This window comes from Acinetobacter sp. ANC 4169 (assembly GCF_002135355.1).
Lineage (GTDB): Bacteria > Pseudomonadota > Gammaproteobacteria > Pseudomonadales > Moraxellaceae > Acinetobacter.
In genome coordinates, this window is record NZ_NEGE01000002.1 from 209,774 (window position 1) to 236,250 (window position 26,477).

Annotated in this window: 28 protein-coding genes and 1 pseudogene; 11 read left to right on the plus strand and 18 right to left on the minus strand. The window is 40.7% G+C overall.

All coding sequences use genetic code 11. The annotated features are described in order from the left end of the window. Positions 1-1,194 (plus strand): annotated as a pseudogene (locus tag B9T26_RS15960) (multidrug effflux MFS transporter). A gap of 67 nt (positions 1,195-1,261) precedes the next feature. Here the strand turns inward: B9T26_RS15960 and B9T26_RS02360 are convergent. The 4 genes from B9T26_RS02360 to B9T26_RS02375 form a co-directional block, all read right to left on the minus strand. Then, positions 1,262-2,005 carry an SDR family oxidoreductase gene (locus B9T26_RS02360; RefSeq protein WP_086198205.1) on the minus strand — a complete coding sequence of 248 codons (744 nt, stop codon included), beginning with the start codon at positions 2,003-2,005 and terminating at the stop codon, positions 1,262-1,264. 27 nt (positions 2,006-2,032) lie between these two features. Next, complete coding sequence (locus B9T26_RS02365; protein ID WP_086198206.1) at positions 2,033-2,731, minus strand: histidine phosphatase family protein; 699 nt, start codon at positions 2,729-2,731, stop codon at positions 2,033-2,035. Further along, positions 2,728-3,849: a phosphotransferase family protein gene (locus B9T26_RS02370; RefSeq protein ID WP_086198207.1), complete on the minus strand. Its 1,122-nt coding sequence runs from the start codon at positions 3,847-3,849 to the stop codon at positions 2,728-2,730. The genes B9T26_RS02365 and B9T26_RS02370 overlap by 4 nt, the downstream gene beginning before the upstream one ends. 133 nt (positions 3,850-3,982) lie before the next feature. Continuing rightward, the gene (locus B9T26_RS02375) at positions 3,983-5,221 is read right to left on the minus strand and encodes an acyl-CoA dehydrogenase family protein (protein WP_086198208.1); all 1,239 of its coding nucleotides are present in this window, start codon (positions 5,219-5,221) and stop codon (positions 3,983-3,985) included. A gap of 93 nt (positions 5,222-5,314) precedes the next feature. On the opposite strand from B9T26_RS02375, the gene B9T26_RS02380 reads away from it, so the two are divergent. Together B9T26_RS02380 and B9T26_RS02385 are read left to right on the plus strand one after the other, a co-directional pair. After that, the gene (locus tag B9T26_RS02380; protein ID WP_086198209.1) at positions 5,315-6,232 is read left to right on the plus strand and encodes a LysR family transcriptional regulator; all 918 of its coding nucleotides are present in this window, start codon (positions 5,315-5,317) and stop codon (positions 6,230-6,232) included. A 327-nt stretch (positions 6,233-6,559) separates the two neighbouring features. Continuing rightward, positions 6,560-7,114 (plus strand): thermonuclease family protein, encoded by a 555-nt coding sequence (locus tag B9T26_RS02385; protein ID WP_086198277.1) that lies wholly within the window; start codon positions 6,560-6,562, stop codon positions 7,112-7,114. A gap of 137 nt (positions 7,115-7,251) precedes the next feature. On the opposite strand, the gene B9T26_RS02390 is transcribed toward B9T26_RS02385, so the two are convergent. The 3 genes from B9T26_RS02390 to B9T26_RS02400 are packed head-to-tail and all read right to left on the minus strand — an operon-like array spanning position 7,252 to position 9,815. Next, positions 7,252-7,365 (minus strand): DUF2474 domain-containing protein, encoded by a 114-nt coding sequence (locus tag B9T26_RS02390; RefSeq protein WP_086198210.1) that lies wholly within the window; start codon positions 7,363-7,365, stop codon positions 7,252-7,254. A gap of 9 nt (positions 7,366-7,374) precedes the next feature. Continuing rightward, positions 7,375-8,379 (minus strand): cytochrome d ubiquinol oxidase subunit II, encoded by a 1,005-nt coding sequence (cydB, locus tag B9T26_RS02395; protein WP_086198211.1) that lies wholly within the window; start codon positions 8,377-8,379, stop codon positions 7,375-7,377. After that, on the minus strand, positions 8,376-9,815 hold the full coding sequence (locus B9T26_RS02400) for a cytochrome ubiquinol oxidase subunit I (RefSeq protein ID WP_086198212.1): 1,440 nt from the start codon (positions 9,813-9,815) through the stop codon (positions 8,376-8,378). The genes cydB and B9T26_RS02400 overlap by 4 nt, the downstream gene beginning before the upstream one ends. Before the next feature lie 283 nt (positions 9,816-10,098). Between B9T26_RS02400 and B9T26_RS02405 the strand changes: the two genes are divergently transcribed. Both B9T26_RS02405 and B9T26_RS02410 read left to right on the plus strand, forming a co-directional pair. Further along, the gene (locus B9T26_RS02405) at positions 10,099-10,542 is read left to right on the plus strand and encodes a MarR family winged helix-turn-helix transcriptional regulator (protein ID WP_227518755.1); all 444 of its coding nucleotides are present in this window, start codon (positions 10,099-10,101) and stop codon (positions 10,540-10,542) included. Further along, entirely contained in the window at positions 10,535-11,740 is a 1,206-nt protein-coding gene (locus tag B9T26_RS02410) for an MFS transporter (protein WP_086198213.1), read from the plus strand. Before B9T26_RS02405 ends, B9T26_RS02410 begins: the two co-directional genes overlap by 8 nt. Positions 11,741-11,975: 235 nt before the next feature. On the opposite strand, the gene B9T26_RS02415 is transcribed toward B9T26_RS02410, so the two are convergent. The 7 genes from B9T26_RS02415 to B9T26_RS02445 form a co-directional block, all read right to left on the minus strand. Further along, complete coding sequence (locus B9T26_RS02415; RefSeq protein ID WP_086198214.1) at positions 11,976-12,578, minus strand: nitroreductase family protein; 603 nt, start codon at positions 12,576-12,578, stop codon at positions 11,976-11,978. A gap of 280 nt (positions 12,579-12,858) precedes the next feature. Beyond that, positions 12,859-13,350, minus strand: a complete 492-nt coding sequence (locus tag B9T26_RS02420; RefSeq protein WP_086198215.1) for a hypothetical protein — start codon at positions 13,348-13,350, stop codon at positions 12,859-12,861. 259 nt (positions 13,351-13,609) lie between these two features. Then, on the minus strand, positions 13,610-14,749 hold the full coding sequence (locus B9T26_RS02425; protein ID WP_227518756.1) for a sensor domain-containing diguanylate cyclase: 1,140 nt from the start codon (positions 14,747-14,749) through the stop codon (positions 13,610-13,612). Between the two features lie 775 nt (positions 14,750-15,524). Beyond that, entirely contained in the window at positions 15,525-15,875 is a 351-nt protein-coding gene (locus tag B9T26_RS02430) for a DUF3147 family protein (RefSeq protein WP_086198217.1), read from the minus strand. Positions 15,876-16,081: 206 nt separating this feature from the next. Then, positions 16,082-16,231 carry a hypothetical protein gene (locus tag B9T26_RS15630; protein WP_171262907.1) on the minus strand — a complete coding sequence of 50 codons (150 nt, stop codon included), beginning with the start codon at positions 16,229-16,231 and terminating at the stop codon, positions 16,082-16,084. A 557-nt stretch (positions 16,232-16,788) separates the two neighbouring features. Continuing rightward, complete coding sequence (gene fumC, locus B9T26_RS02440; protein WP_086198280.1) at positions 16,789-18,183, minus strand: class II fumarate hydratase; 1,395 nt, start codon at positions 18,181-18,183, stop codon at positions 16,789-16,791. A 113-nt stretch (positions 18,184-18,296) separates the two neighbouring features. Further along, entirely contained in the window at positions 18,297-19,304 is a 1,008-nt protein-coding gene (locus B9T26_RS02445; RefSeq protein WP_086198218.1) for an SDR family NAD(P)-dependent oxidoreductase, read from the minus strand. 71 nt (positions 19,305-19,375) lie between these two features. Between B9T26_RS02445 and tusD the strand changes: the two genes are divergently transcribed. Genes tusD through B9T26_RS02465 form a run of 4 tightly spaced genes read left to right on the plus strand, consistent with a single transcriptional unit; the run spans position 19,376 to position 20,768 of the window. Then, a complete protein-coding gene (gene tusD, locus B9T26_RS02450; protein WP_086198219.1) occupies positions 19,376-19,744 on the plus strand; it encodes a sulfurtransferase complex subunit TusD in 369 nt (122 codons plus the stop codon). Between the two features lie 43 nt (positions 19,745-19,787). Beyond that, the gene (locus B9T26_RS02455; protein WP_086198220.1) at positions 19,788-20,138 is read left to right on the plus strand and encodes a hypothetical protein; all 351 of its coding nucleotides are present in this window, start codon (positions 19,788-19,790) and stop codon (positions 20,136-20,138) included. Positions 20,139-20,158: 20 nt separating this feature from the next. Next, positions 20,159-20,443, plus strand: coding sequence for a DsrH/TusB family sulfur metabolism protein (locus tag B9T26_RS02460; protein ID WP_086198221.1), 285 nt, complete (start codon positions 20,159-20,161; stop codon positions 20,441-20,443). A gap of 13 nt (positions 20,444-20,456) precedes the next feature. Further along, a complete protein-coding gene (locus tag B9T26_RS02465; protein ID WP_086198222.1) occupies positions 20,457-20,768 on the plus strand; it encodes a TusE/DsrC/DsvC family sulfur relay protein in 312 nt (103 codons plus the stop codon). A 15-nt stretch (positions 20,769-20,783) separates the two neighbouring features. Here B9T26_RS02465 and B9T26_RS02470 read toward each other — a convergent pair whose 3' ends face one another. Together B9T26_RS02470 and B9T26_RS02475 are read right to left on the minus strand one after the other, a co-directional pair. After that, positions 20,784-21,266 (minus strand): winged helix-turn-helix transcriptional regulator, encoded by a 483-nt coding sequence (locus tag B9T26_RS02470; RefSeq protein WP_086198223.1) that lies wholly within the window; start codon positions 21,264-21,266, stop codon positions 20,784-20,786. Between the two features lie 241 nt (positions 21,267-21,507). Next, positions 21,508-22,407, minus strand: a complete 900-nt coding sequence (locus tag B9T26_RS02475; protein ID WP_086198224.1) for a LysR family transcriptional regulator — start codon at positions 22,405-22,407, stop codon at positions 21,508-21,510. 99 nt (positions 22,408-22,506) lie between these two features. Here B9T26_RS02475 and B9T26_RS02480 point away from each other — a divergent pair, with 99 nt between their 5' ends. Together B9T26_RS02480 and B9T26_RS02485 are read left to right on the plus strand one after the other, a co-directional pair. Then, complete coding sequence (locus B9T26_RS02480; protein WP_413772755.1) at positions 22,507-22,932, plus strand: CidA/LrgA family protein; 426 nt, start codon at positions 22,507-22,509, stop codon at positions 22,930-22,932. A 1-nt stretch (position 22,933) separates the two neighbouring features. Continuing rightward, on the plus strand, positions 22,934-23,626 hold the full coding sequence (locus tag B9T26_RS02485) for an LrgB family protein (protein ID WP_086198226.1): 693 nt from the start codon (positions 22,934-22,936) through the stop codon (positions 23,624-23,626). A 58-nt stretch (positions 23,627-23,684) separates the two neighbouring features. Here B9T26_RS02485 and B9T26_RS02490 read toward each other — a convergent pair whose 3' ends face one another. Further along, positions 23,685-24,119, minus strand: coding sequence for a hypothetical protein (locus tag B9T26_RS02490; RefSeq protein ID WP_086198227.1), 435 nt, complete (start codon positions 24,117-24,119; stop codon positions 23,685-23,687). Positions 24,120-24,134: 15 nt separating this feature from the next. Beyond that, positions 24,135-26,474 (minus strand): fimbria/pilus outer membrane usher protein, encoded by a 2,340-nt coding sequence (locus B9T26_RS02495; protein WP_086198228.1) that lies wholly within the window; start codon positions 26,472-26,474, stop codon positions 24,135-24,137. Between the last annotated feature and the right edge of the window lie 3 nt (positions 26,475-26,477).

The following is a 26,477-nucleotide window of genomic DNA, read 5'->3' on the forward strand; positions in this document are numbered from 1 at the left end:
ATGTCTGTACCTCAAGCTGAGCATAAAAATATTCCTTTATGGTTTCTAGCGATACTGACTTTAAGCGGCACACTTGCCATGCACATTTTTGTGCCGGTTTTGCCCTTGGTTGGGCAATATTTTCAGGCCGATCTGCATGAAGTTCAGCTCACTTTAAGCGTTTATATTATTGGTCTGGCTATTGGACAGCTTTTTTATGGTCCTTTGGCAGACAGTATTGGCCGTCGTCCTGTACTGCTGTTTGGTATGCTGCTGTATACCTTTGCGGGATTAGGCGCTTTATATGCAGTGAATTTGCATATGTTAATCGGAATGCGCTTCCTACAGGCACTTGGTGGATGTACCGGTCTATTATTGGGGCGCGCGATCGTACGAGATACATCTTCAGGGATTGAAACGACCAAACGATTATCCTTAATGAATATGATGGTGATGTTTGGGCCTGGACTGGCTCCAATTTTTGGTGGTTTTTTAGCATCCGCTGCGGGTTGGAAAAGTATTTTTGTCGCTTGATCTCTGCTGGGTTTGATTAATCTCATGCTTGTCTGGATCTTTGTTTCCGATGCAGCACTAAAACGTGAAACTTCAGCAAAAGCGGTAATGGATGATTATAAGAAACTCATTACATCAACCAAGTTTTTGGGCTATGCCTTAGGTGGAAGTTTAGCTACAACAGCATTTTATGGCTTTTTAGGTGTTGCATCTTATATCGTGCTGCATCAACTGCATGGCACCATTCACGATGTTGGTGTTTACCTTGCATTAGTGATGGTGGGAATTTGGTTAGGTACATTCAGTTCGACCCGTTTAGTATCGAAAATTTCCCTGAATACGATGATGGCCCTTGGCAGCAGTATTAGTATTGGTTTTTCTATACTTTTATTTGGATATACTTATTTTGATTATTTAACGCCGTGGAGTGTCATGATTCCAGTGGTGGGGTTTTGCTATGGGGTAGGTTTAACCTCTCCTGCTTCGCTGACCAATGCTTTAAATGTCAATCCTAAAATTGCAGGTTCTGCTTCTGGTTTATATGGCTTTTTACAGATGGCCATTGGCGCAATATGTACCAGTTTAACTGCTTTAGGAAATAATCCCGCATTTTCGGCTGCGTGTGTGTTATTGGCTGCAAGTCTTATTGCACAGTTTTGTTATCAAATGGCTCGTCGAGTTAAAGTATCACACGAATGTTAAAAGCATTTTCCTCATATCTAAAAAAGATATAAAAAGCCCATTGAATGGGCTTTTTAAAATTCTAAAATCAGCCCAATTTATTGACCAGTTTCAAAGGCAAAATTTTCATGGCCAAACCGAGCGGCAACCAAGGCCACTGTGGCACATAAGCTTTAACTGGTGCTTTTTCAATGGCTTTAACCAGTAAATGCGAACCGGTTTTTTCATCCACTTCAAAAGGCAGTTTTTTGGCACCTTCATTCAGTTCAGTGCGGATATATCCCGGGAAAATGGTGGTGACTTTAATCGGGGTATCAATCAGTTCGGCACGGATGCCTTCTGCCAAATGTGCAACACCGGCTTTACTTGCCCCATATGCCGTTAAATGTTTAGGCATGCCACGCATTGCACTCATCGATGAAATCATCACCAGATGCCCTGCATTTTGCGCACGGAAAATTTCCACCGCGGCTTCACATTGAGCCAAAGCTGAAATAAAGTTTGTTTCGACGGTCGCCTTGTTAATTTCGAAATTTCCTTTACCAATTCGACGGCCTTCACCCACGCCCGCATTCACAATAATGCGGTCAATAGTGCCAAACTCTTGTTTAAATGCGCGGAACACTTCAAAGACCTGATCGTAATGAGTCACATCTAAGGTTTTGGCAATGACTTTTACGCCATACTTGCTTTCCAGCTCTTGTTTTAAAGCTTCCAGACGCTCCAGACGACGCGCACAAATGGCCAGGTTATAGCCCTTTTGTGCAAATTCACGTGCCATACCCGCGCCAATGCCTGAACTTGCTCCGGTAATTAAAATTGTTTTTGCCATGTTCTCTTCCTTTGCTATTTTTTTAAATCAGATCCATGTCAGTAACTTGGAATCTTCAGCCTTAATAAAATGATGTTCATTTAAGCTTAATAACTGCGCTTCATTCCCCACCAAACGCAATGTGGTCATGCTGGTATTGGCAATCGCCCAGTTTAAGGCGAAAGTCCGGTTGGCATTTAGTTCTAACAGTTTTCCGGCAGCCACTGAAATCACGCCACCGGAGGTAAATACCACAGCATAACGGGGTTTGGTTTTGGCCAGTTCATTACATAAATTTTGCAATGCTGTTTCTACCCGGTTTTTAAAATGTGGCCAGGATTCATCATATTCATGATGATAGTCACCACCGGTCCAGCGCTCGATGGCCCCTTCAAAAATTTTCGCCAGATAAGCACGCGGATTTTCTTCTTTGGCCACATCCTGCTTTAACAAGTGTGGTTCATTAAAACGTGGTTCGTACTTGGCAAAAACTTGCTGATGATTAAATTCATTCCAGGCATTGTCAATCTGAATTTCAGCTTCGGGAAAACATTCGGCTAAAGCCAGTTGCGCCGTTTGCTGATGACGTTGCATCGAGCCTGCCACCACATAGGGCGTTTCTTTTAGAATCTGATCGAAATATTGGCCCAATAATTTCGCCTGTAATTCACCATTAGGGGAAAGCTGATCATAGCTTTCCGCTCCAAAAGAAGCCTGTCCGTGACGAATCAGATAGATTGTGGTCATGAGGGCATCAGCTCCTTAAATTTGGCGATATATTTTTGCGCCAGTTGATTGGCTTCAAGTTTCTGTAAACCAATCAATTTAAGCGCACGGATATGCAAGGCATGAATCACAATCCAGAAATCCTTAAAGGCTGGATTATTGGTTTGCTTGTGGTAATAACGGTAATAGATTTGCTGTGCAATCACGGCTAAACGGAAAATGCCGAATACTTCGTAGAAGGTCCAGTTCTCAGGTTGCAAGCCGGTTTTTTCTAAATAATAATCCACGACTTCTTGACGCGTGAACATGCCTTTTAAATTGGTCGGCTGACGACGCGTGGCTTTAAAAATGTGGTTGTCGCTTTCTTCCACCCAATAGGCCAGTGCGGAACCTAAATCCATTAGAGGATCGCCAAGTGTAGCCATTTCCCAGTCCAGCACCCCAATCACTTGAGTCGGATGGTTGGGGTCTAAAATCACATTGTCAAAACGCCAGTCATTATGAATCACGCAGGTTTTTGAATCGGCAGGAATATTATCTTTCAGCCACTGGCGTACATATTTGAATGAAGGCACATTTAAGGTTTTGGCTTTTTCATAGCGTGCATCCCAGCCTTCCACCTGACGGCGGCAATAGCCCTCACCTTTACCCAGTTTTTCCAGTTCTGTACCGACATAAGGAACTTGATGCAGCTCGATCAGTTTGTCGATCACATTAATACATAATTCGCGAACCTGAGCTTCATTAAAGTTCAGTTCTTTAGGTAAATTGGCACGTGGAATAATGCCTTCCACGCGCTGCATCACGTAGAAGTCACACCCAATTACGGATTCGTCCTGACACAGCGCCAGCATTTCCGGCAAGACCGGATAGAAAGGTGCCAGATTTTTTTGCACGTTGTATTCACGTGCCATGTCATGGGCAGATTTGGCTTTGGTTCCTTTAGGTGGGCGACGTAAAATCAAGTCCTTATTGTCGTATTTCAAACGATAAGTCCAGTTAGACGCTCCGCCTGAATATTGCGTGACTTCGACCTGACCGTGTAAATCAATGCCTTGTGCTTTGAGCCAATGCTCAACTGCAATGACATCTAGCTCTTCGCCTTGACGGACATTTCCGCCCACATCAATAACTGACATTCTTATTTCCCTAAATCTTTAATTTCAAAAGACTTCTTACATCACCTTATTTACACCTTTTTCATTTTCCATTCATAGGGAAATTTGAATAAAGTTGTAAGAAGTCTCATCTACTCGCTATATTTTTTAGATATTACTTACGACGTGAACCGTAACCACGTTTAGCCAGTTCAAGTTTGGCAATCATGCCTTTATGAACTTCATCCGGACCATCAGCCAAACGTAAAGATCGTGCCTGAGCAAAGAAACCTGTCAGTGGCGTATCACGGGAAACGCCAGCACCGCCGTGAATCTGCATGGCCATATCCACCACTTTTTCCAGTACACTTGGCGCAACCACTTTAATTGCTGAAATTTCAGTCAGTGCTGCCATATTACCCAAAGTATCCATCTTGTAAGCAGCATAAAGTGTAAGTAAACGTGCCTGGTCAATGGCGACCCGTGCTTCTGCAACACGTTCCAGATTGCCACCCAGTTTTAAGATTTCCTTGCCAAAAGCACTACGGCTCATGCCACGGTCAATCATCAGCTCAAGTGATTTTTCCGCTGCACCGATACAGCGCATGCAATGGTGAATACGGCCCGGCCCTAAACGACCCTGGGCAATTTCAAAACCCTGACCTGCACCGCCAATAAAATTGGCTACCGGTACGCGTACATTGTTAAAGCTGATTTCGCCGTGACCATGCGGAGCATCATAATCGCCAAAAACCGGCAACATACGTTCAATTTTTACTCCTGCCGTATCAATAGGAACCAGAACCATAGAATGTTGATGATGACGGTCTTTGCTTGCGTCAGGCGTATGCGCCATAAAGATGATGATTTTTGCATTGGGATCGCCCAAACCTGACGACCACCATTTACGGCCATTCAGGACAATTTCATCACCCTCGACTACAGCTGTCGCCTGCATATTGGTGGCATCTGAGGATGCAACGGCAGGTTCAGTCATACAAAACACTGAGCGGATTTTGCCTTCAAGCAATGGCGTTAACCATTGTTGTTTTTGTTGTTCAGATCCATAGCGCCATAACACTTCCATGTTGCCGCTGTCAGGCGCATTACAGTTAAATACGATGGGTGCAATTAAACTGCGCCCTGAAAGTTCGGCAATATGCGCATATTCCTGAACCGACAAACCTTGGCCAAGTTCCGGACAGGGTAAAAACATATTCCAAAGCCCTGCTGCTTTAGCCTTATTTTTTAATATTTCAAGTTGCGCAGGCCATTGCCAAGTTGTCCAATCACCGCCTTGATTTAACTCATGAACATCGTTCCAAAACTCGGTTTCCACCGGTTCAATTTCGTTTTTTATAAAGGCTTTGGTTCGTTCAATGAAATCCTGTGCTCGTGCTGACAACTCAAACATGGCAACTTCCTTAAAATATTATGTGATCTAATCTTTACAACAACATAACCTGAAAACTATTATGAATAAAATGATTTAATTCAATAGAACATCATGAATAGTATGCATAATAAAGCCGTGATTGATATGGCTGTTTTTCATCGCATAGACATCAACTTATATCCCTTATTTATTGCTGTTTATGAACAAAAAAGCATTTCCAAGGCTGCGCAGATTTTGTGTATTAGCCAATCTGCTGCCAGCCATGCCCTACAGCGTTTAAGACAGCATTTGCAAGATGACTTGTTTGCACGTGCCGGCAGTAAAATGTTGCCTACACCTTTTGCCGAGCAAATTTATCCTGTCGTTAAAAATGCACTGGTTGCCATTCAAAATATATCTATACAAAAGCAAAGTTTTGATCCCAGCATGGTGCAAAGCCTAAAAATTGCGGTACATGATGAAATTGAACCGATGATTTTTCCCAAACTGGTTCAGCACTTCCAAAGACTGGATCTGGATATTCAATTTTTCAGTAGCAAACTCGACCGTAAAAGCATCGTGACGGACCTTGCTACCCAGCAAATAGATTTTGTCATTGATCTGGAGCAAAATTTTGGTGAAAAAATTCAATTCCAAAAACTCGTGCAAGACCATTTTGTGGTTTGTACACAGCAGCAAAATATGAATGAACAAATTTATCTCGCCTCATCGCATATTGGCGTTTCATCACGGCGTACTGGTGTTTTAGTTGAAGATATTTATTTAAACCGCCAACAACTGTCACGACAGATTTCTTTACGCTGCCAGCACTATTCAACTGCTTTACAGATTTTGCTGCAAAATCCAAAATCGGTTTTAACCATTCCTCAAAATTTGCTGACCCATTTGCAAGTTTCTCCAGCATTAAATATTTTTCCGGTGCCTGTAGACTTGCCGCTTATTTATTTGGGGATGTATTGGCATAAAGATTTGAAAGAAAATTCACGGCATCATTTTTTGCGAAGCGAAATTTCTAAAATTTTTGCTTAGGCTATTTGAACGTAAAATCAATATATGTCATTTCTAAAAAAGGGTCTTGTTATAGCTTAGCTTCCACATAAGAAAGACATAGAATTTACTTAGGCTATTTATATTATCTTTGGGATGGAAAATTGATCTATGTTAATTGTGATTCAAATATAAGCTATTGCCGAATAAATAAACGAAATGCTGAATTGGCAAGGGATTGAGTGCTATTTGGTTATTTATTCAGCCCTTAATTCATGCCAATTCACTTAAACTTGACCTCCATATTTTTCTCATTTTTATAGATGAATGGGCGCTGAAATTTCCGGCTCATTTATCCAAAATTTTTCTATGTTGGCAAATCTCTCCCCTTTCTGGCTCATTGTATTGGGCATGCTGTTGTGTGCGGTTTCATTTTTTATTTTCCGAAAAATTAACCTGTATTTGACCCAACTCTTTAAACCCTTCAAAAAAGGAAAAAAATACTGGTGTAAAGTCATTGCCGTCAGTGATGGCGATACCCTCACCTGCACACGTTTTAACTTACGGCGTTCAGAAACCAAACTGCGCTTTGCCTATGTCGATGCCCCAGAATCGACACAAACTTATGGCAAGGAATCACAGCGTCTGGTGAAAAAAATGGTCTATTACAAATTGGTCCGTGTCGAGATTACCGATGTCGATCGCTATGGCCGCTGCGTTGGGGTGATTTATCGTTTTAGACGCAATATCAATCAGGAGCTGGTCAAACGCGGCGCAGCCTGGGTATACGAGGAATATATTAAAAATCCGACTCAAAAACAAAAATGGCTGGCGCTACAAAACCAGGCCAAAAAGCAGAAAAAAGGCTTATGGAAAAATGCACATCCGGTACGTCCCAGCGTTTATCGTAAGCAAAATAAATAGCATTCAAGTATAGAAAAACGCTCGAGGTTAAATTCGACGTTAAAAATGGATTTGAATGGGTATCATCACATCAAATTTTCTCTATAAAACAAAGTGGCCTGTTTAAAGCTGGCCACTTTAATAGCTTTTTTAGAGAGTTAAAGATAATAAGCCAATTGAACCAGCAACCGGAATGCTCCGGCAATGAGGGCCAAAGCAAAAAATCCACCCAGCCACAACACAATAAACCACTGCGTCTGTGAAAGTTTCATATTTACTCCCTAATGATAGCCTTTATCACCAATGCGTACTTTGTCGCGGAAGACCCAGTAAGACAACCCTGTATAAATAATAATGATTGGAATCAACAGCAATGCACCAATCAGGGTAAATAACTGGCTACTTTGAGGTGCTGCTGCCTCCCAAATCGTGACTGAACGTGGAATGATATAAGGCCATAAACTGATCAGGAATCCGGTATAAGCTAGGAAAACTAGGGCCAAAGTATAAACAAATGGACTGAGTTCCTTACGTTGCTTGCAGGCACGTAACGCGAGGTAAGTAAATACTAAAACCAGAATTGGTACTGGACTGAAATAGGTAAGCTGAGGCTGACTAAACCAGCGTTCGGCAATTGCAGGATGAGCCAAAGGCGTATAAATACTGACACAACCGAAAATGATGAATAAGGCAATAATCAGCTTCGGCATGAGTTGAAACATTCGATTTTGCAAGTCTGCATCTGTTTTAAAAATGAGCCAGCCACAGCCCAAAGTAGCATACAGCACCACCACTCCCACCCCGGTAAAAACCGAAAATGGCGTGAGCCAATCTAAACCGCCTCCAGTGTATATCCCATTGGTGGTTTTAATGCCTTGAATATAGGCTCCCAGAATGATGCCCTGGAAAAATCCGGTCAGTATAGAACCTCCAATAAAGGCCATATCCCAAAGATGGCGGTTACGTCTGGATTTAAAACGAAATTCGAAAGCCACTCCTCGGAAAATGAGGGCAACAACCATCAAAATGATAGGCAGATATAGCGCAGAAAGTACCGTCGAATACACCAAAGGAAAAGCGGCAAATAGGCCTGCCCCGCCCAACACCATCCAGGTTTCATTGCCATCCCATACTGGAGCCACGGTATTCATCATCACGTCACGTTCTTGTTGCGCTTTAAAGAAAGGAAACAAGATGCCGATACCTAAGTCAAAGCCATCCAGTACCACATAAATCAGCACACCAACCGCAATAATTACAATCCAGATAAAAGATAAATCAATCATTTGTCATTCTCCTGGTTGTTATCTAAAGGCTGACCATCCAGCTCTTCATCGGTACTGCCTAATGGACGATGTGAAGCTTGAATAACCTTCTCTTCACTATGCGGCATGTAATGAACAAATTCCGGGCCTTTATGCATGATTCGGAGCATGTAATAGATGCCAACCCCGAACACTACGCAATACACCAGTACAAAAATAATCAGGGTTAATCCAACCTGTTCTGCCGACACCGGGGACAGTGCATCTTTAGTTCTTAATACCCCATACACGACCCAAGGCTGACGTCCAACCTCTGTAGTAAACCAGCCAGCCAACATGGCGATAAAACCCGAAGGTCCCATCATCAAGGCAAAACGGTGAAATCCTGAACTTTCATAAAGACGGCCAGTTTTTCTGAGCCATAAGCCGACTAGGGCCAATAGCAGCATCAACACGCCCAGGCCCACCATGACCCGGAAACTCCAAAAAATAATGGTTGAGTTTGGACGGTCTTCTGGCGCAAATTCTTTCAGGCCAGGCACTTTACCGTTCATGGAATGAGTCAGAATCAGACTACCGGCATTGGGTATGGCCAATCCATAGCGAGTCTGCTCTGCCTGCATATCCGGAATACCAAACAAATACAGCGGCATGCCTTCATTGTGATTAGTTTCCCAGTGGCCTTCTATTGCGGCAATTTTTGCTGGTTGATGCTTTAAGGTATTGATACCATGCAGATCGCCAATCAGAACCTGCAAAGGGGTAAGTACCAATATCATCCATAAGGCCATGGAAAAAGACGTTTTGACCATGGCATCACGGCGCCCTTTCAATAAATGCCACGCTGCTGTACTTGCCACCAGCAAGGCTGACACCAGAAATGCAGCCATTGCCATATGCGCCAAGCGATACGGGAAAGAAGGATTGAACACAATGGCTAGCCAGTCCTGCGGAACGATAATGCCATTTTCAATACTGAAACCTTGTGGAGTTTGCATCCAGCTGTTGGATGAGAGAATCCAGAACATGGAAATACAGGTTCCGAGGGCCACCATGACCGTAGCAAAGAAATGTGCCCGAGGACCAACACGCCCCCAGCCAAACAGCATAATGCCCAGGAATCCGGCTTCCAGGAAGAATGCACTCAGTACCTCATAGGCTAGAAGTGGCCCGGTTACACTACCGGAGATGCGTGAAAATTCACTCCAGTTGGTTCCGAACTGGTAGCTCATGACCACACCGGAAACCACGCCCATACCAAAGGCAATGGCAAATATTTTGACCCAAAACTTGAACAGGTCCTGATAGACCGGATCTTGGGTTCTTAGCCAGCGCCATTCTAAAACCGCCAGAAAGCTTGCCAGGCCAATGGAAATAGCCGGGAAAATAATATGAAAAGAGACAGTGAACGCAAACTGAATTCGCGCAAGCTCAAGTGCTGTTAATCCTAGATTCATAACCTCACCTTTTTTAATTTGTTCGGCTGATGATTGATCATGCAGATTTTTAGGAAAGTCATTTTGTTGTTTTGAACAGCTTTTAGAATACGCCTAAATTTTAAGCAAAGTATGTTGCTTTAATATTTCCAGCCCACTGCAATACCCCGAAATAAAGCCTAACATACTAGCTTTCATTGACCTGTATTTTGATCAGGACTCTTGATCCCGGCCTGATTTGAACTTGAACAATCATATAAAGAAGCATAAAATTGCAGATAGTTAGTTACCCTGGTTAACTATTATGAATTCCTTACTCGGATTTCGTCCCTCACTGCTGCGCTGCGCACGAATGATGAGTGATGAAATCAATACAATTTTACTTCCCTATCAGCTGAATTATTCCTTATGGCAAATCCTGTTTGTGATTCAGGAAAAGCATGGTTGTACCTCTATAGAAATGGCAGATTATTTAAATGTGTCTAAGCCATCGATCGCAAAGCGTATACATGTGCTGATGCAAATGGGTGTTTTAAGCCACATCGAAACTGAAGACAAACGTCAAAAAAAACTGATGTTAAGTACTCAAGGCATCGCGCTTTTTCAACAGTGTGCTGCCGAAATAGACAACTTTGAAAGTCAGCTAATTCAAAATCTGGATCAGCAAGATATTCAACGCTCCATCAAGATTCTGCATGCCATCATAAATGATCTTGAAATTAACAAAACAGGTGAACAGCATGAGTGATAATGCCCCCTTATGGACAAGAAATTTTATTCTTGTCAGTTCCATTAACTTTCAGCTGGTACTGACCTTTTATCTTCTTGTGGTGGTCATTGTCGGTTATGCCGTTGCTGAACTGGGTGCAACGACTGCTCAGGCAGGCCTGGTTTCGGGATTATTTATTGTTGGCACCCTGATTGGCCGTTTGCTGGTAGGTAAGTTTCTGCAACGTTTTGGCCGTAAAACCACCATGATTGTAGGGTTAATTGGATTTCTGATTTTTTCCGGATTCTATTTCATTCCCCTGAATGTCGCTGCCTTGCTGGGTGTACGTTTCATGCATGGTTTTATGATGGGCATGGCATCGACCGTATTGGGAACCATCATTGCCCAGATTTTACCGCCAACCCGTCGTGGTGAAGGTATTGGCTACTACAGCATGAGCAGTACCTTGGGTACCGCGATTGGTCCATTCCTGGCCATATGGATGATGCTGCATGTCGGTTATAACGCGATTTTTGCCTTATCTACCCTCATTGCTGTGTGCTGTTTAATTGTGGCGTTGATGATTCAAGTTCCCAACTTGCCACAACATCCCAAAACAGTTGAAACTCAAGTCAGTGTAAAAAAACCAAGTTTCATTTCCCAGTTTATTGAAATGAAAGCCCTGCCTATTTCAATCATTATGCTATTGGCATCGATTTGCTATTCGGGTGTGCTGTCCTTTATCAATTTCTACGCCAAAGAAATCGATCTGGTTGAAACCGCTTCTTTCTTCTTTTTGATGTATGCCATTGCCATCTTGATATCACGACCGTTTACTGGCCCGCTAATGGATCGTAAAGGTGAAAACATCATTATGTATCCGGCCTTTATCATCATGGCCATTGCCCTGGTTTTATTAAGTCAGGCACACAGTTCATTTATGCTGCTACTTTGTGCAGGCTTACTCGGTTTTGGCTATGGCAACATTCAGTCGGTTTGCCAAACCGTGGCAGTGAAAAGTGCCAACATTGAACGGATGGGCTTTGCCACCTCAACCTTTTTCATTTTCCTCGATGCAGGCCTAGGTTTTGGTCCTTATTTCATTGGTCAGGCACTCGGCTATATTTCCTATTCACAGCTATATTTTTATAGTGCCATGGCGGTATTGGTCTGTATTGTCATCTATTATCTGTTGCATGGACGTACTGCAAGCAAGCGTCAGCAGGCTTCTGCTTAAAGCTTAAGTATCACAATCAATTTAAATCTGTAATTAAAACGGCGGTGATACTCTAAGGAGTGAGCCCCGTTTTTTTTATAAAATAGCTGAAAGAAAAATAAGCAATATTCGAAGATAATCTTCTAAAAAATTATCTTCTAAAAAATTATCTGCTATAAAAAATAAACCACACCCTCCCTAAGCCAGTCATAAAGCACAGCTATGACTGACATCAGAAAGAATGCTGATCTAAAAATTATTTAAACACTTTAAAACGGGCTGCATCATCCATATAGCCTTTGTCATTGGCTTCGCCTTCTACCGAACCAAATACGAGCTGGGCACGAAGTTTCCAGCTGGCAGGAATATCCCATTCTGCATGAACCTGTTCATCGACAATCGGGTTGTAATGCTGAAGTGAAGCACCCAAGCCATCGGTATGTAAGGCCGTCCAAGTGGCAAACTGAGCAATCGCTGTAGAATGTTCCGCCCAAACCGGGAAGTTATCGGCATATGACGGGAACTGCTCTTGCAAGCCTTTAATGACATCCATATCTTCAAAGAATAAAACCGTACCCACGCCCGCAGCAAAGCTGTCCATTTTGGCACTGGTTTTTGCTGCGCTTTCTTGGTCTTTTGCATAGGCTTTAAGTTGTTCTTTTACAAAACCCCAAAATTTCTCATGCTGCTCATTAAACAAAATCACTGCACGTGAAGATTGCGAGTTAAAAGATGAAGGACTTTGCTTAATGGCATGCTTGATCAAATCAGTTAAATATTCAGGGCTTTGCTCTACATTTTTACCTATGGCATAAATAGTACGGCGTTTATTAATTAAATCTAAAAACTGATTCGACATTTGATGAAATCCTTTGATATTTCTTCGGGAAGATTTTAGACAAGCTGCCAACACTGTTAAGTAAATGTGAAATATAAACTTTTACAACAATGCAGCTAAAACTTGTAATGAGCCTACCATATGCAATAATAATTACAATTTCTAGTATATTTTATTGATAATTAAATCTTTAATTTTTTATATGCAAGGGTTTAGTTCACCCAAAGCGGTTCTAGGATATTCAATATTAATAAAAAAATCCCCCAACATTTGGAGGATTTTTACTATATTTCAGCAAGTTTTAGAATTTAGCATTCAAAATATTTTGTGCTACTTTATGCTTCCAGAGATCTCGTAAAGTTGGCAAATAGAATTTTTCACCAATTTCGACCAACTCAGCATCAATCAACGCATGAACTTCATGCATAAATAGATAATCAAGTTCAACTGTTTTTAATTTTGGATGGCTTTTGGCAAAGGCTTTACGCTTTTGTTGTGCAGTTTTGACCAATTGATCTGCATAGTTTTTATTTTTAAATTGGGAAATTGCATTTAAACGTAATTCAATCACACCCCAGCCACTCACCAATAATTTGAACAGTTCAAAATCTTCAGTGGTTGATTCCCAGGTCATTTCATCCAGATTTTCATCATTAGGAAGTACCGGAAGTAGCAGTTCCATCACACTCGGGAAAATCTTCTTAAAATTCAAAATAAATTTAACAGGATGCTCACCCGGATAATCCTTGAATTGCACCTTTTTCTGAACATCTGTTAAATAAATATCGAACATTGAAAATTTTCCTAGATAGATTACTGTTTTACAAACATTTATTTTTACCTTGCAAAACTAATGCAAAATAAGTGCAAAGCAGTAATAAAAAACGAAATGCATTTTAGCAATTATGACAATTTATTCAACGCTAAATTAAGCTTTATAAATCTCACTGATTTGGGACATACGCCATTATTTCAACACATAAATAAAAAAGCTTAAGACAAAACAATGAAAACTTGGCTCGATTTCTTTACGGGACATACAATCAAAAAGTTTAATTAAAGCAAACCCTATTTCGGCCAGCGTTTTTAGCTTTGTACAAACGTTTATCTGCTATTTCTAAAGCACTAATGAACTGAGATTCTGCATCTATTCGAGCTGCACCAAAACTTACGGTAGTTCTTATATTATTAATAAAAAGTTGATCTTCAATTTTTTTGCGTAAACGTTCAACTAAAGCTAATGAAGATTTTTCATCTGAACTTTGCAGCAATATAATAAATTCTTCTCCGCCATATCTGCCGACAACATCACCTTGCCGAATATTGGATCTGCATATATCCGCAATTGCGCACAAAATTTTATCCCCTACGGTATGTCCCCATGTATCATTTATAATCTTGAAATGATCAACATCACACATCACAAGATAAACTTCACTATGCTGCAATTTTTTAAACAAGTCTTCGGTTTTTTCTAAAAAACCATTACGGTTATACAGCTGCGTTAAAGAATCTTTCAATCTTTCTTCGTTAATAATACTAAACCTTTCTTTTACAGCTACAGCTGAAACGACAATTGCAAACCACAGACTGATGAGTATATTTACTGCAATCATCATCATCCACCACGTTGTTGTGGCTAAGGTGACCATTTGCACATTTTGAAGGTATACAATGACGATTAAAGTTCTGATAACAGCATAAGTAATTAAGAGAAAGTAACTAAAGCATAAAAGCTTTTCTAAGACGTCTGTTCTTTTCAATAAAGCATACACTTTCGGAAGTGCTAACGCTTCTAAGCATAAAATCGCAATATTAATTGTGACTATGCGTGGCCATAACTGCTCATCGATATACTTGAAATATAAAAGAAAAACCATAGCCGCGATCATAAAAAGAGAAGCTACAAACATATTTAACCTAGAATTGGCTTTTAACAGCATTCCATGTGTGACTGCCCCAGCTCCGCCTAAATAGAAAAGTGCAAACCATGGCGCAGTCAGTTTCAATTGTGCATTTGTCATCAATGTCTGTGCAGCTAATGCTACTGATGGCAAAATACAACTCAGCCCCATCCACAATAAATATTTGGGAGCCTTAAACCATAAATGTGCAACAATAAAAACAGCACCAATGAGCATTAAGCAAATCGGGTAAACTAACAAAAAATATTGGGTATCTGGCTGATTCACGGACTGAATGAAACCTAGAGCTGTGTAGTTTTTATTCTAAATTGTTTAGCTAAAAGTATTCAATAAATATTTATTTTTTATCATAAAAGCTGTATTTTTTATCATTCCTGCTCTTAAGTCGTTCGTTCATTCACCGTTTTATATCATTGCCGGGAAGGAATGCTAAGAACTATCCAATGATGAAATATGTGATAATAATTAAAATTGTGACTACCAATATAGTCTGGTTATTTACTCTTCCTTTTTTCTATATGGTTTTAAAGGGCGGAAATCCTGATCGCTTTCGTGAACATTTCAAAATTTACCTAACTTAACAGTACTCACTCCCAATCAATTATTTGACCAGTTGCTCTTCCCTTATGGATTGGTGTGGGTCTAATTGTAATTCCTGGTATTTGGTTTGCTGGTTACTTAGTACGCTGGCATTTAACATCTGACACCAAAACACTAGATGCTTTTCTTAAATAAAAAACCATCCTATAAACAAAGTGTGGAATTGCTATTCAAATAAGAAACCCAATCAAAGATGATTGGAGTTAACACAAAGATTAAGAAAATGATTTATATGAAAATAATTTTTTATTTTGTATAAGGTGTATTAAGTTAATGTTAGGAATACTTAAAAATGAAGAAATTAGAAATCATCTTTTCAGTAATTTTAGTCCTCGTTATTTTGTATGGCATCCAATGGATGTTTCATGGTTTTCCAGCAGGAAATTAACATTTCCCTATCAAGTATTCATCCTGATTCGATGTGAGTAATCGTTTTAATGCTTTACATTAAATCAATGCCGAAATGGCGCAAAATGATAGCCCAGGCAAGAAAAATAAGGATAGTCATTACGCAACAAAGGGCTAGAGACAGCCAAAATCCATAACGCTGATAAAGTATTGGAAATGCTAAAAACATAGGTAATGTCGGTACTACATACCAAAAAGTATACCAAGCATGATTGGAAATTTTCTGGGGATCTTGATTCTCAATTTTCATCCATATCAGCACAAGTACCGTTACGATAGGTAAGGCTGCAATCAATCCCCCTAGACGGTCACTACGTTTAGCAACTTCTGAAATTAGTATGACCATCCCAGCAGTTATAGCATATTTAGCAATAAGCCAAACCATATGCATTTCCTATATGAAATAAAAACTCAATTTTATAGGTCGTTTAAATCACCTACACGCTTTATTAGATCTATAGATTACTAAATAGACAAAGAATTTATCATTCTTGTCATCGATTTAAGTTGTATCACGAATCAAGAAATTTAGCTGTGTACTCAAAATCATGGCTCCGGAAAATCAAAGGCCCCACAAATTTGTGAGGCCTTTTAATAAATTAAACAGTGATATTTTGTGCCTTGATTTGTTCCTCTATTTCTCGAATAGTCATTGGATTTTGTATTTTTCTTCCTATTTTTAACTTTTTTATAACAATATCCAGCTGCCACACCTGCACCAATCAAAGTTAATAATTTCATCTTTTAACTCAACCCATCAGAAATGCAAGCACATATAACTACCACCTATATCGATTGCATCCCAAGCCCATTTCGATAGCTTTTTGTATGGCAGGTAATTAGTGTGTATTAAATAAAGAAAGCTGACCTTTCGATGAGCTTATACTTTCTGGTTGTTCATTATAAATCTGTACTCACAAACACGCATTCAATAAAAGCATCTGCCTCATGATCATCCAGTACTTCAATGTTTACATCTAAATGAATAACTTCAGCCCCAGTCTTTTCTTTAAATTCTGCGAATTTTTGGGTAAGAAACTCTTGTATTTCATCTTCAAGCTTAGTTCTTTCAATGCGATATTCTTTTAGTGCTTCTTTTACAGAAAATCCTCCGTGGGCTTTTATTTGTGAATTAATTTACCATAAAGATGAAAAAAGCCCACCATTTGGCGAGCTTTTAAATCAAAACGTCAAGCATAATCAATCATCAGCAGTTAATTTCTAGAGCTATTGTAGGCATATCTGCCACAGATAAAAACCACTGATGATCAATTGACAAGACATCTAAACTTTAGATGCTATTTCACATTAGGTGAAACCATATTTTCCGGAACTACCACGGCATCAAACTGTTCAGCCGTAACCAGATTCAGTTCAACCGCGACCTGTTTTAAGGTTTTGCCTTCCTTATAAGCCGTTTTCGCCACTTTTGCGGCATTTTCATAACCAATTACCGGATTTAATGCAGTCACCAACATCAGTGAGTTATGCAGGAAATGATCAATTTTTTCACGGTTTGGTTCAATACCAATGGCACAATGGTCATTGAAGCTATTACATGCATCCCCCAGCAACTGAATCGATTGCAATAAGTTAAATGCAATTACTGGCATAAACACATTCAGCTCAAAGTTGCCCGAAGCCCCTGCTACATTAATGGTCGTATCATTCCCCAGCACTTGCGCGACCACCATGGTCATGGCTTCACTTTGGGTTGGATTGACCTTGCCTGGCATAATGCTTGAACCGGGTTCATTTTCAGGAATGCGAATTTCACCAAAACCACAACGCGGGCCACTGGCCAACCAGCGAATGTCATTGGCAATTTTATTTAAACTGCTGGCCAGGGTTTTTAAGGCACCAGAAGCAAATACTGCGGCATCGCGCGCAGCCAAGGCTTCAAACTTGTTCGGTGCAGTCACAAAAGGTAAACCGGTTAATGTAGCCAGCTGTGCTGCCGCTTTGACCGCATATTCAGGATGTGCATTTAACCCCGTTCCGACCGCTGTACCACCTAAAGGCAATTCGTATAAACCCAATAAGGCATAATGCAAACGCTTTAACCCATGTTCAAGCTGGGATACATAGCCACTAAATTCCTGTCCCAGTGTTAAAGGTGTGGCATCCTGTAAATGGGTACGGCCAATTTTAACAATATCTGCAAACTGTTTAGATTTGGCTTCCAAAGTATCGCGTAAACGTGCGACCGCAGGAATCAGCAGTTCATTGATCTGTAAACTTGCTGCAACATGAATGGCGGTGGGAAAAGAATCATTGGTTGACTGCGCACGATTGACATGATCATTGGGATGCACCGGTTTTTGTGCCCCTAAAGGATTGCCCAGTTTCTGGTTGGCAATATTGGCAATCACTTCATTGCAGTTCATATTGCTTTGCGTACCTGAACCGGTTTGCCAAACCACCAACGGAAATTGGCTATCCCATTTCCCGCTAATGACTTCTTCTGCGGCATCGACAATATAATGTGACAATTCATGAGGAATTTGCTCTAACTCGGCATTGGTAATGGCTGCTGCTTTTTTTACCAGCCCCATGGCACGAATCATCGGCCGTGGTAAACGCTCCTGCCCGATTTTAAAGTTTTGCAAACTACGCTGTGTTTGCGCACCCCACATTGCTTCACTCGGAACCTCTACATCGCCCATGGTGTCGTGTTCAATACGTGTCTGCATCATCAACCTCATTTCCATTTTATAGCTTTAGCCAATTCATCTGTTTTGACATATTCAATGATCTTAATCAAACACTTTCTTAATGTAAATGATTATTGTTTACAATTTATTTATTAATGTCCTTTTAATGTTTGCTGATAAAAACGCCAGCCATCTTCTACAATCTGGGTAATACTGCGTTTCGGTTGCCATTGTAAAATTTCATGGGCTTTTTCTGCAGTTGCACCGACCTGATCCATTTCAGCATAACTATAAAATGGGGCATCAATGGTTTTAATTTCTGCCTGGGTAACTTTAGCCACTTCACTCAGCAAGGCGCGAATGGACATATTTTGCCCGGCTATATTAAAGGCATCACAGGTATAGGGCTGCGTCCTGAGCCACTTTAAAGTTGCCATAATGGCATCGCAGCAGTCCAGCACGTGTAAGAAGCTACGTTCTACAGTGCGGTCCAAGGTCTGTGCCTGCTGACGCAGCTCAATATATTCACGCTGTCTGGCTGCTGCCTGTAAGGCCAATGGAATAATATTTTTCGGTAAAGGGGCAACAAATTCTCCAAGCACGGCGTGTTCAAAGGCACCGGCAATATTGCACAATCTTAAAATGGCAATTTTCCATTCACTGTCGGTCAAAGCAGTATCACGGATGATTTCTTCCACCATTTGTTGTGATTTTACATAGGGGTTCGGATAAGAATAGTTAAAAGGCACATCCTCGGTCAGGATCAGACTCGACTGCCCATATACTGCCAAGCTGGATAAATGAATCAGTGTCCGGATCCCTGTGCGCTGCATGGCGCGCAGCAGACTCATGATACAACTGACATTGTCGTTATAATATTCCAGCGGTTTCAGTGCCGATTCTTCTATCGATTTAAAACCGGCAGTATGAATGACCGCTTCTACAGAATATTGTTCAAAAACTTTGTTTAATGCGGGCGTGTTGCGAATATCTATTTTAACAAAGGGCACATAGCTGCCCGAAATATATTCAAGTCGTTCTAAGGTTTGTAAATTTGCATTGGATAAATTGTCGACAATGATGACTTCTTGTCCATAAGCCATCAGGCTTAACGCAATATGTGAGCCTATAAAGCCTAAACCACCAGTCACTAAAATCATTGTATACTACCCTTTTCTTATGAAGTTTGGATGCATCAATATTGGATTGGGCATTCCTCAAGTGAATTTCGATGAGCACCTTATTACTAATTACCTCCGCTCCAACCTCGATCTATGCCTGGCACGCGCTAGGTCTGGCACAGGCTTTACAGGCTAAAAAGCAGCCATTTCGCGTGTTTTTCTATCAGGACGGAGTCGCGGTTGCGAATGCCTTACAATGGGTTCCAGATGACCAGCGTAATTTGACTGAAGAATGGCAGAAGCTGGCCATTCGCTTACCGGTATGTGTCAGTGCTGCTTTGGCGCGGGGTATTTCGGATCAGGAAAATGCTAAACGACATCAGATTAGCCAACATAATCTTGCTCAAGGCTTTGAACTGGTTGGACTGGGTGAACTTGCCGATGCAGTACAATCAACACAACGTCTGATTCAATTCTAAGATGTTATTTTTGGGAATTTGTTGCTTTTAAAAGGTAAATTGTGTGAAATCTGTACTCGTTATTCTAACTCAAGCAAATCTTGCCAATTTACAAGTGCATGAAAGCTTGTCTGCCACGATGGTACTGGCAACGTTTGGCTGTGACGTCAAAGTTTTGTTGCAAGATGCCGCCCTAAGTTTACTGCATTCAGAAGTGCAATTTGATCAGCTTAAACATGCCTTTAAAGTTGCTTCGAACATGGTCGATAGCTTTGAATTTTACGACTTAAGTCCCGTACTGGTGGAAAATAAAAACCGTAACGCCATCTTTGTTACCCAAGCTCAACAAGAGATTGAATTTGTTGAATTTAGTCCCGAGCTGATTCAAAGTTTCGATTTTGTGCTGTACTGGTAAAGATGACGAGTGAAACAATAATGATCAACAAAAGTTTATATTTGCTACAAAGTAGTTTTTCAGCGATACCCGCCACTCTGGAAAAATTAGCACAACTCTACGGCCCTGAAGATAGTGTTGTACTGATGGGCGAATCGGTCTTACAGTTTCAACAGCCATTTTTGCAACAGCTGGATCGCATTTATGTGCTGGATACAGATGCAGAAATTCTGGCAAGCCAAACATCAGAACATCTGCAGATTATTTCTTATGCCGAATTTGCAGATCTCTGCCTGAATTATAGCCGCTGTATCCGTTTGAACTAATTTGAGATTAATGATGAATTTAGAACTCGATCAAGATGGTCACTTAGTCGATTACACCATTTGGAATGAACAGGTTGCACAAGAATTAGCAAATACTTTAAGTTTAGAACTTACCGCCTGGCATTTTGAAGTTCTGCATGCCGTGCGCCAGTTCTACCAGCAGTTTGGACATTCCCCGGCCACCCGTCCGCTGATTAAATTTCTAATGAAAACAGTCAGTAGCGACATCAATAATGCGCTATTACAAGATAGGTTTCAGACCGGTTTAGTGGCACGTCATTTAAGCCGTCTGGCAGGAATTCCCAAACCACCGAATTGCCTCTAATGCCTAGCAGATGGATTAGGACTGGGTCTTGCGTTGTTGCAGATAATTGAAATAATCCGGAGTCAGTTCAGCTTTAATATGCTTGGCCTGAATGGTTTCATTACATTCTGAACAGACCAAACGTGGCTTCATGCTATGCCCGCAGCTTTGATGAATGTATCGCATGGGCTGGCCAATATCTTCATTCATCCATTGGTCTGCCCAATGTGCCATAGACATTAAAATAGGATAAAGCGCCAGCCCTTTTTCCGTCAGGCAATATTCATATCGCTCTTGCCGCTGTACATAGGGTTTTTTGACTAAAATACCATGCTCAACCAAATGCTTTAAACGGTCAGACAGCACATGGCGGGTAATACCCAGATTTTGCTGAAAGGATTCAAAACGACGCATGCCTAAAAAAGCATTTCGCAAAATCAGCACAGTCCAGCGGTCACCAATCACCGATAAGGTTCTGGCAATTGAACAGGGTTGTTCGCCAATTTCGTCCCATTTCATTTTCTTGAGTCACCGCGCTTAAATTGATACTAAAATGAAGTGATTTATGAATTTTTGCAAGGAGTTTATAGCTGCTCTCATACCTGAATCATGATCTATCGTCATGACTCAATACCGCTGTTTACTTTGGCAAATCAGTAAATACTTGAGCCTAAATCAGGACAAGGATTCCGCCTAAAATAACAAAAATGTACCCCTCAAAATCAAAAAAAACCAATGCTAGAATTAGTGTAGCAAAGCTTTAAAAATGAATTTTATCCTGATTTTCTTCAATAATTTTTAACCATGCCCGCGTGGCCGGATTCATGGCAACCGTGGTATTCCAGGCCATGCTTAAGGTCCAGTTCAGGTTGGGACTTTCCAGCAGACTGACATTGTATTTTTCCTGATCGAGCTGATCACAATAAATTTTTGGCAATAAGGCAATCCCGACATCTGATTCCACCATTTTGGCAATAAAGTCCCATTGACTGCTTTTACACACCACATGCGGTTCAAAACCGACATAATTCGCAGCCTGAATAATCATATTGTTTAGACTGAAGGTGTCGTCATAGAGCAAAAACGACTCTTCTTTTAATTCAATAAGCTGAACTTTTTTCCGGCCTTTCCAATGAGTGGCTTTGCGTGAAAGCAGGCATAATGGCGAATCCATAATTGGAATTCCACTGAATTGCGGTTTTAAATTCCCCAGTAAAATCCCGACATCGACTTTTTTGGCCAAAATCGCCTCTTCAATGCCAGATGCCCCAACTTCCAGAAACCTTAATTCTATATGCGGATATTGTTTGTGAAATTTGGCAATCAGGCTACTTAAAAGCACCGACCCCAGTGGCGGCAAGCCCAGTATGAGCTTGCCCTTGTGTAAATGCCGAACTTGCTCAATGGAGTCAAAAATACGCTGCTGTTCTTCAATAATCACCAAAGCATGTTGATAAATCTGTTCGCCCATATAGGTGAGTAAAACTTCACGTTTACGTCCAGCTTGCCCCTTGTGAAATAAGGCTACACCAGTTTCTTCTTCCAGTTGGCGAATTGCTTTACTGATGGTTGGCTGGGTCACGCACAGATGTTCAGCTGTGCGGGTAAAGCTTTGCAATTGCACAAGTTTGACAAAAATATTCAGGCTCTTAATATCCACAAATATTCCAAATAAGCATAATCTTTTTCTTATTATTCATAATTGACTAAGTCAGTCAAATTTAAAATATATGAAAATTCTCCTATTAAGACGATGGCTATGTCACAACGATATTCGCACTTTTTGCTGATTGTGCTGCAACTCGGCATTTTAATCGCAATCTGGTTTTTAGGCTCAGTCATTCAGCATGCCTTCAATTTGCCGATTTCCGCCGGTGTGATCGGACTATTGCTGTTACTGGCTGCATTGCTGACAGGGTTGTTTAAACTGCAATGGGTCAAAACCGGTGCTGACTTTATTCTGGCAGAACTGGTTTTATTATTTATTCCCTGCGTAGTCGGCCTGGTCAAATATAAAAGCCTATTTCTCGCTCAAGGCTGGCAACTGATTTTGGCTGTTGTCTTGGGAACCCTGTGCGTGATGGTGATTACCGCATATAGCGTACACCTTGGATTTAAAATTGAATCACGTTTAAAGCAGCGTCAGCACAGCCAAGAAGCAACCATGCTTAAACACGGGGAATAATATGAACATGATTGCAATGCTTTGTTTTGTTCTTACGATTGTAGGATATATCTTGGCGAAGAGGCTTTATCGAAAGTTTCCTTATATGCTGCTTTCCCCTGCACTTTTTGTGCCTTTTTTGTTGATCATTTTCATGGTCATATTTCATATTTCCTATGACACTTATATGCAAGAAAGTCATTGGATTGTGTGGATGCTGGGTCCGGCAACCGTTGCCTTTGCCATTCCAATTTTTGAGTATCGTCAGGTCATTAAAGAACATGCCATTTCAATTGGTTTAGGTATTGTGATTGGCATGCTGGCAGGTGTGGTCAGTGCTTTTTACCTGGCTAAACTGTTTCAGTTTGATCAGGAAACATCTTATAGTCTCATGGCACGGTCTATTTCGACTCCCTTTGCGATGGAATTAACTTCACATATAGGCGGTTCGGTGGAACTGGTCATTTTATTTACCATGATTACAGGCATTGCTGGCGGCGTACTTGCAGATGTCGTGCTCTTAAGTTTAAAGCTCAATTCACGTTTTGCCCAAGGCGCTGCTCTGGGTAATTCGGCACATGGTTTTGGTACCAGTAAGGCCTTCATGCGCCATAAAGAAGAAGGCGTGGTTGCCTGTTTAAGTATGGTACTTGCAGGGGTATTTATGGTGTTGTTTGGACCTGCGATTATTCATCTGGTTGTTCATTTTCTTTAAAAAAAAAGCATGGTAAATACCATGCTTTTTTAATTCCTGGTTTCTCGGAGATTAAGCTTTAATAATCTATATTAATAATAATATGGTCATGATAATCCCCGGCAGCCAGGTTTGCTAAATTCACAGTGCCTAATCGGGCAACAATCACATAGCTATGAGCGGCCTTTTTTTTCTGATTGGTGATTACCTGCCACTGTGAACCGGCATCACCAGACAGCTCATATTTGACATCTATCGTGTTTTTCAGTTTTGTATAAGCCAATGCAGACTCATTTTTTAGAGTACTGCTACCGCTACTATTCAGCATATTCTGACTGTCAAAAGTAATGTTAAACGCTGTATCACACTTCGCGGTTAACTGAATAGACGAAGTTGCTCCAGAGCCAGGCTGTAAACGAATGGTTCCAGCACCGGTATCGGAAATTGTACAAAGCGCATATGCGCTGGAGCATGTAAAGAAGAAAACACTACTCGCCAAAATTTTTAAAATCATTGTCTTTATACTCCCTTATTTACACAGCAGCTGTAATGGGACACGACTGGCCTCATTGCTTTTAAAGCTGAAATCAACCGTACAGGCTTCATTCGAAGATAGCTGTACATGTAACTGATGCGGCCCATCAGTCATTCCATAGACGGTGACGAGATGATCACTGCCGATTGGGTAAATATCTGCCTGATTTCCATCCACGCTAACCTGGCTGCCCTGCGCTAAAGGCTGCCCCGCCAAATCGACAAGTTTTATATCCACTTCACGTGTATGAATGACAGGAAATTCAACAATATAGCCACGCTTATTCAGCGGCATAATGGTTTTACGAGCTGTAGTTACCTTATCTTCTATCTGTAACTGGTTTTCATTAAATGAAAGATGCTGATTAGTATAGGCAATTAAATCATGGACAAATATTTCACCATTTTTGTTGGTTTTACCTATATATAAATCATTGCGATAAACATCAACATTCGGGCTATCGGTAACTTTGACCAGAGAGAAACCGTTATTCACCGATTTGGTTAAATCTACGCTATGTCCCAACCAGGTTAATGCCCCATGAAAAGTTGCGCTATAACTGTCGTTAGAACCCGTTTTTAGATATTGCAGGTCTAAATCACCCGCTTGGGTTTTGACACGGGTCGCGACATTGCCGGTATTTTGTTCATTTGCACGTCCCAGGCCAACCGCATAGTCCATACCTACAGCATTAGAGCTGGTTTTCACCAAACTAAGATTGGTCGAATCTGAATCAGTCTGGTTAAAATAGGCAGCATGTTTATCATCGAAACGGTAACTGAGTGATAAATCGACACGATTATTATCCTGATTCACTGCATCATAACTGAAGCCTAAAGACATGCTTAAATTATCAAATAAACTGCGGCTATTACGCAGTGAAAAAATACGTTGATCTTCTCGTTCTGCACTTTTTCTATATTGCTGTTCTATATAGGTAAAAGATAAATTTCCCAGCACAGGTATACCTGATTTGGACAAATAAAAAAGGTTTTCTTGTTCAGGCAAAAAGTGTTCTTTTTGATCTTCCATGCCTAACATACGAAAATTACGACTATAATATTGTGATTTTAATCCCAGACTGTATTTATCTTTATCTCTTTTAAACTCTGTACTTAGCGTATAACCATCGCTGCTTTTCGCATCACTATAAGCCGAATTGATTTCTAATAATCCAAGTTTATATAAATATTGGCTCCACAGTAATCCGGTACTGGTTAAAGCACGACTATAATCAGCCACCATGCCCAAAGTGGTGCTATCGGTCATTCCTCGCCTTAAATAAGCACTCGCAAACCATTCACGATAATCATCGCTTTCTTCACTATAGTTATAGCGTAACTTACCGCTTGATATACTGTAATCCGTTAAACCTTGTTTTAATAAGCGCTCACTGACAAATATAGGGATATTTTGCACAGTCTTGTTTCCCATAATGTCTTCAATCACCATATCGGCGCTGCCTAGACCCCGAAAATTAATATTACTGTTAATATTAAATTCACCCGGATTTATTTTAGAGTTATAGGCTTTATTACCGTTAATAATTAAATCAATTGTGGATTGAACCAGTGCACTGCCTTTAAATGAAGGCGTATTCCAGTAAACGAAATCTGGCCGCGAAGTAAAATTGGTCCCCCAGCGAAAACCGCCAAAATAATAAGACTGGGATAATCCGGTATTGGTACTGACAATATCGCCCAATTGCAAAGTGGTCAGATGTTTTGGAAATTCAAATATCAGCGTGGTATTTAACCGGGTATTGGTATTGAAGTCTTCGCCACTATTTGCAAATTTTTTTCGAAAAATATGGCTGCTATTAAAAAAAGTATTTTTCCAAAATATGCCTAAATCTGCGACGGCGTTTGCCTGTTTTGAATAATCTCCGTTTTGATAAAAGGCATCATAATTTAAAAAGCCACCTAAACCGGGCAATTCCGGCATTTGAATTTCATTATTTTGAATATGCTGGCTCAGCATATAACGGGCTGGAATATTAATTTTTAACAGCTGTAAATCGGTATCTTCCTCAAGATGAATATCCGTTTGAGAAAGCAGGCAATAGGCTATTCCCTTTTGAGTAATCTGCTGGAATTTGGCAAGATCCATAAAATTTGCCTGCAGCACACTGCACTCAATATATTTATTCTGTTCAACCACACTAAGCATCGCATCCTGATGCTGATCTATACCGTTAATCCATAAGCCAAGAATGGCATCTTGCTGTAATTCATCTTTGTTTTCAGGTATAGGCAATTCATTTGCCAAAGCATAATCTGCTCGCACCAAGGTCAAAAGCGCAAGGAATATAAGATTATATTTTGCTTTAAGCATATA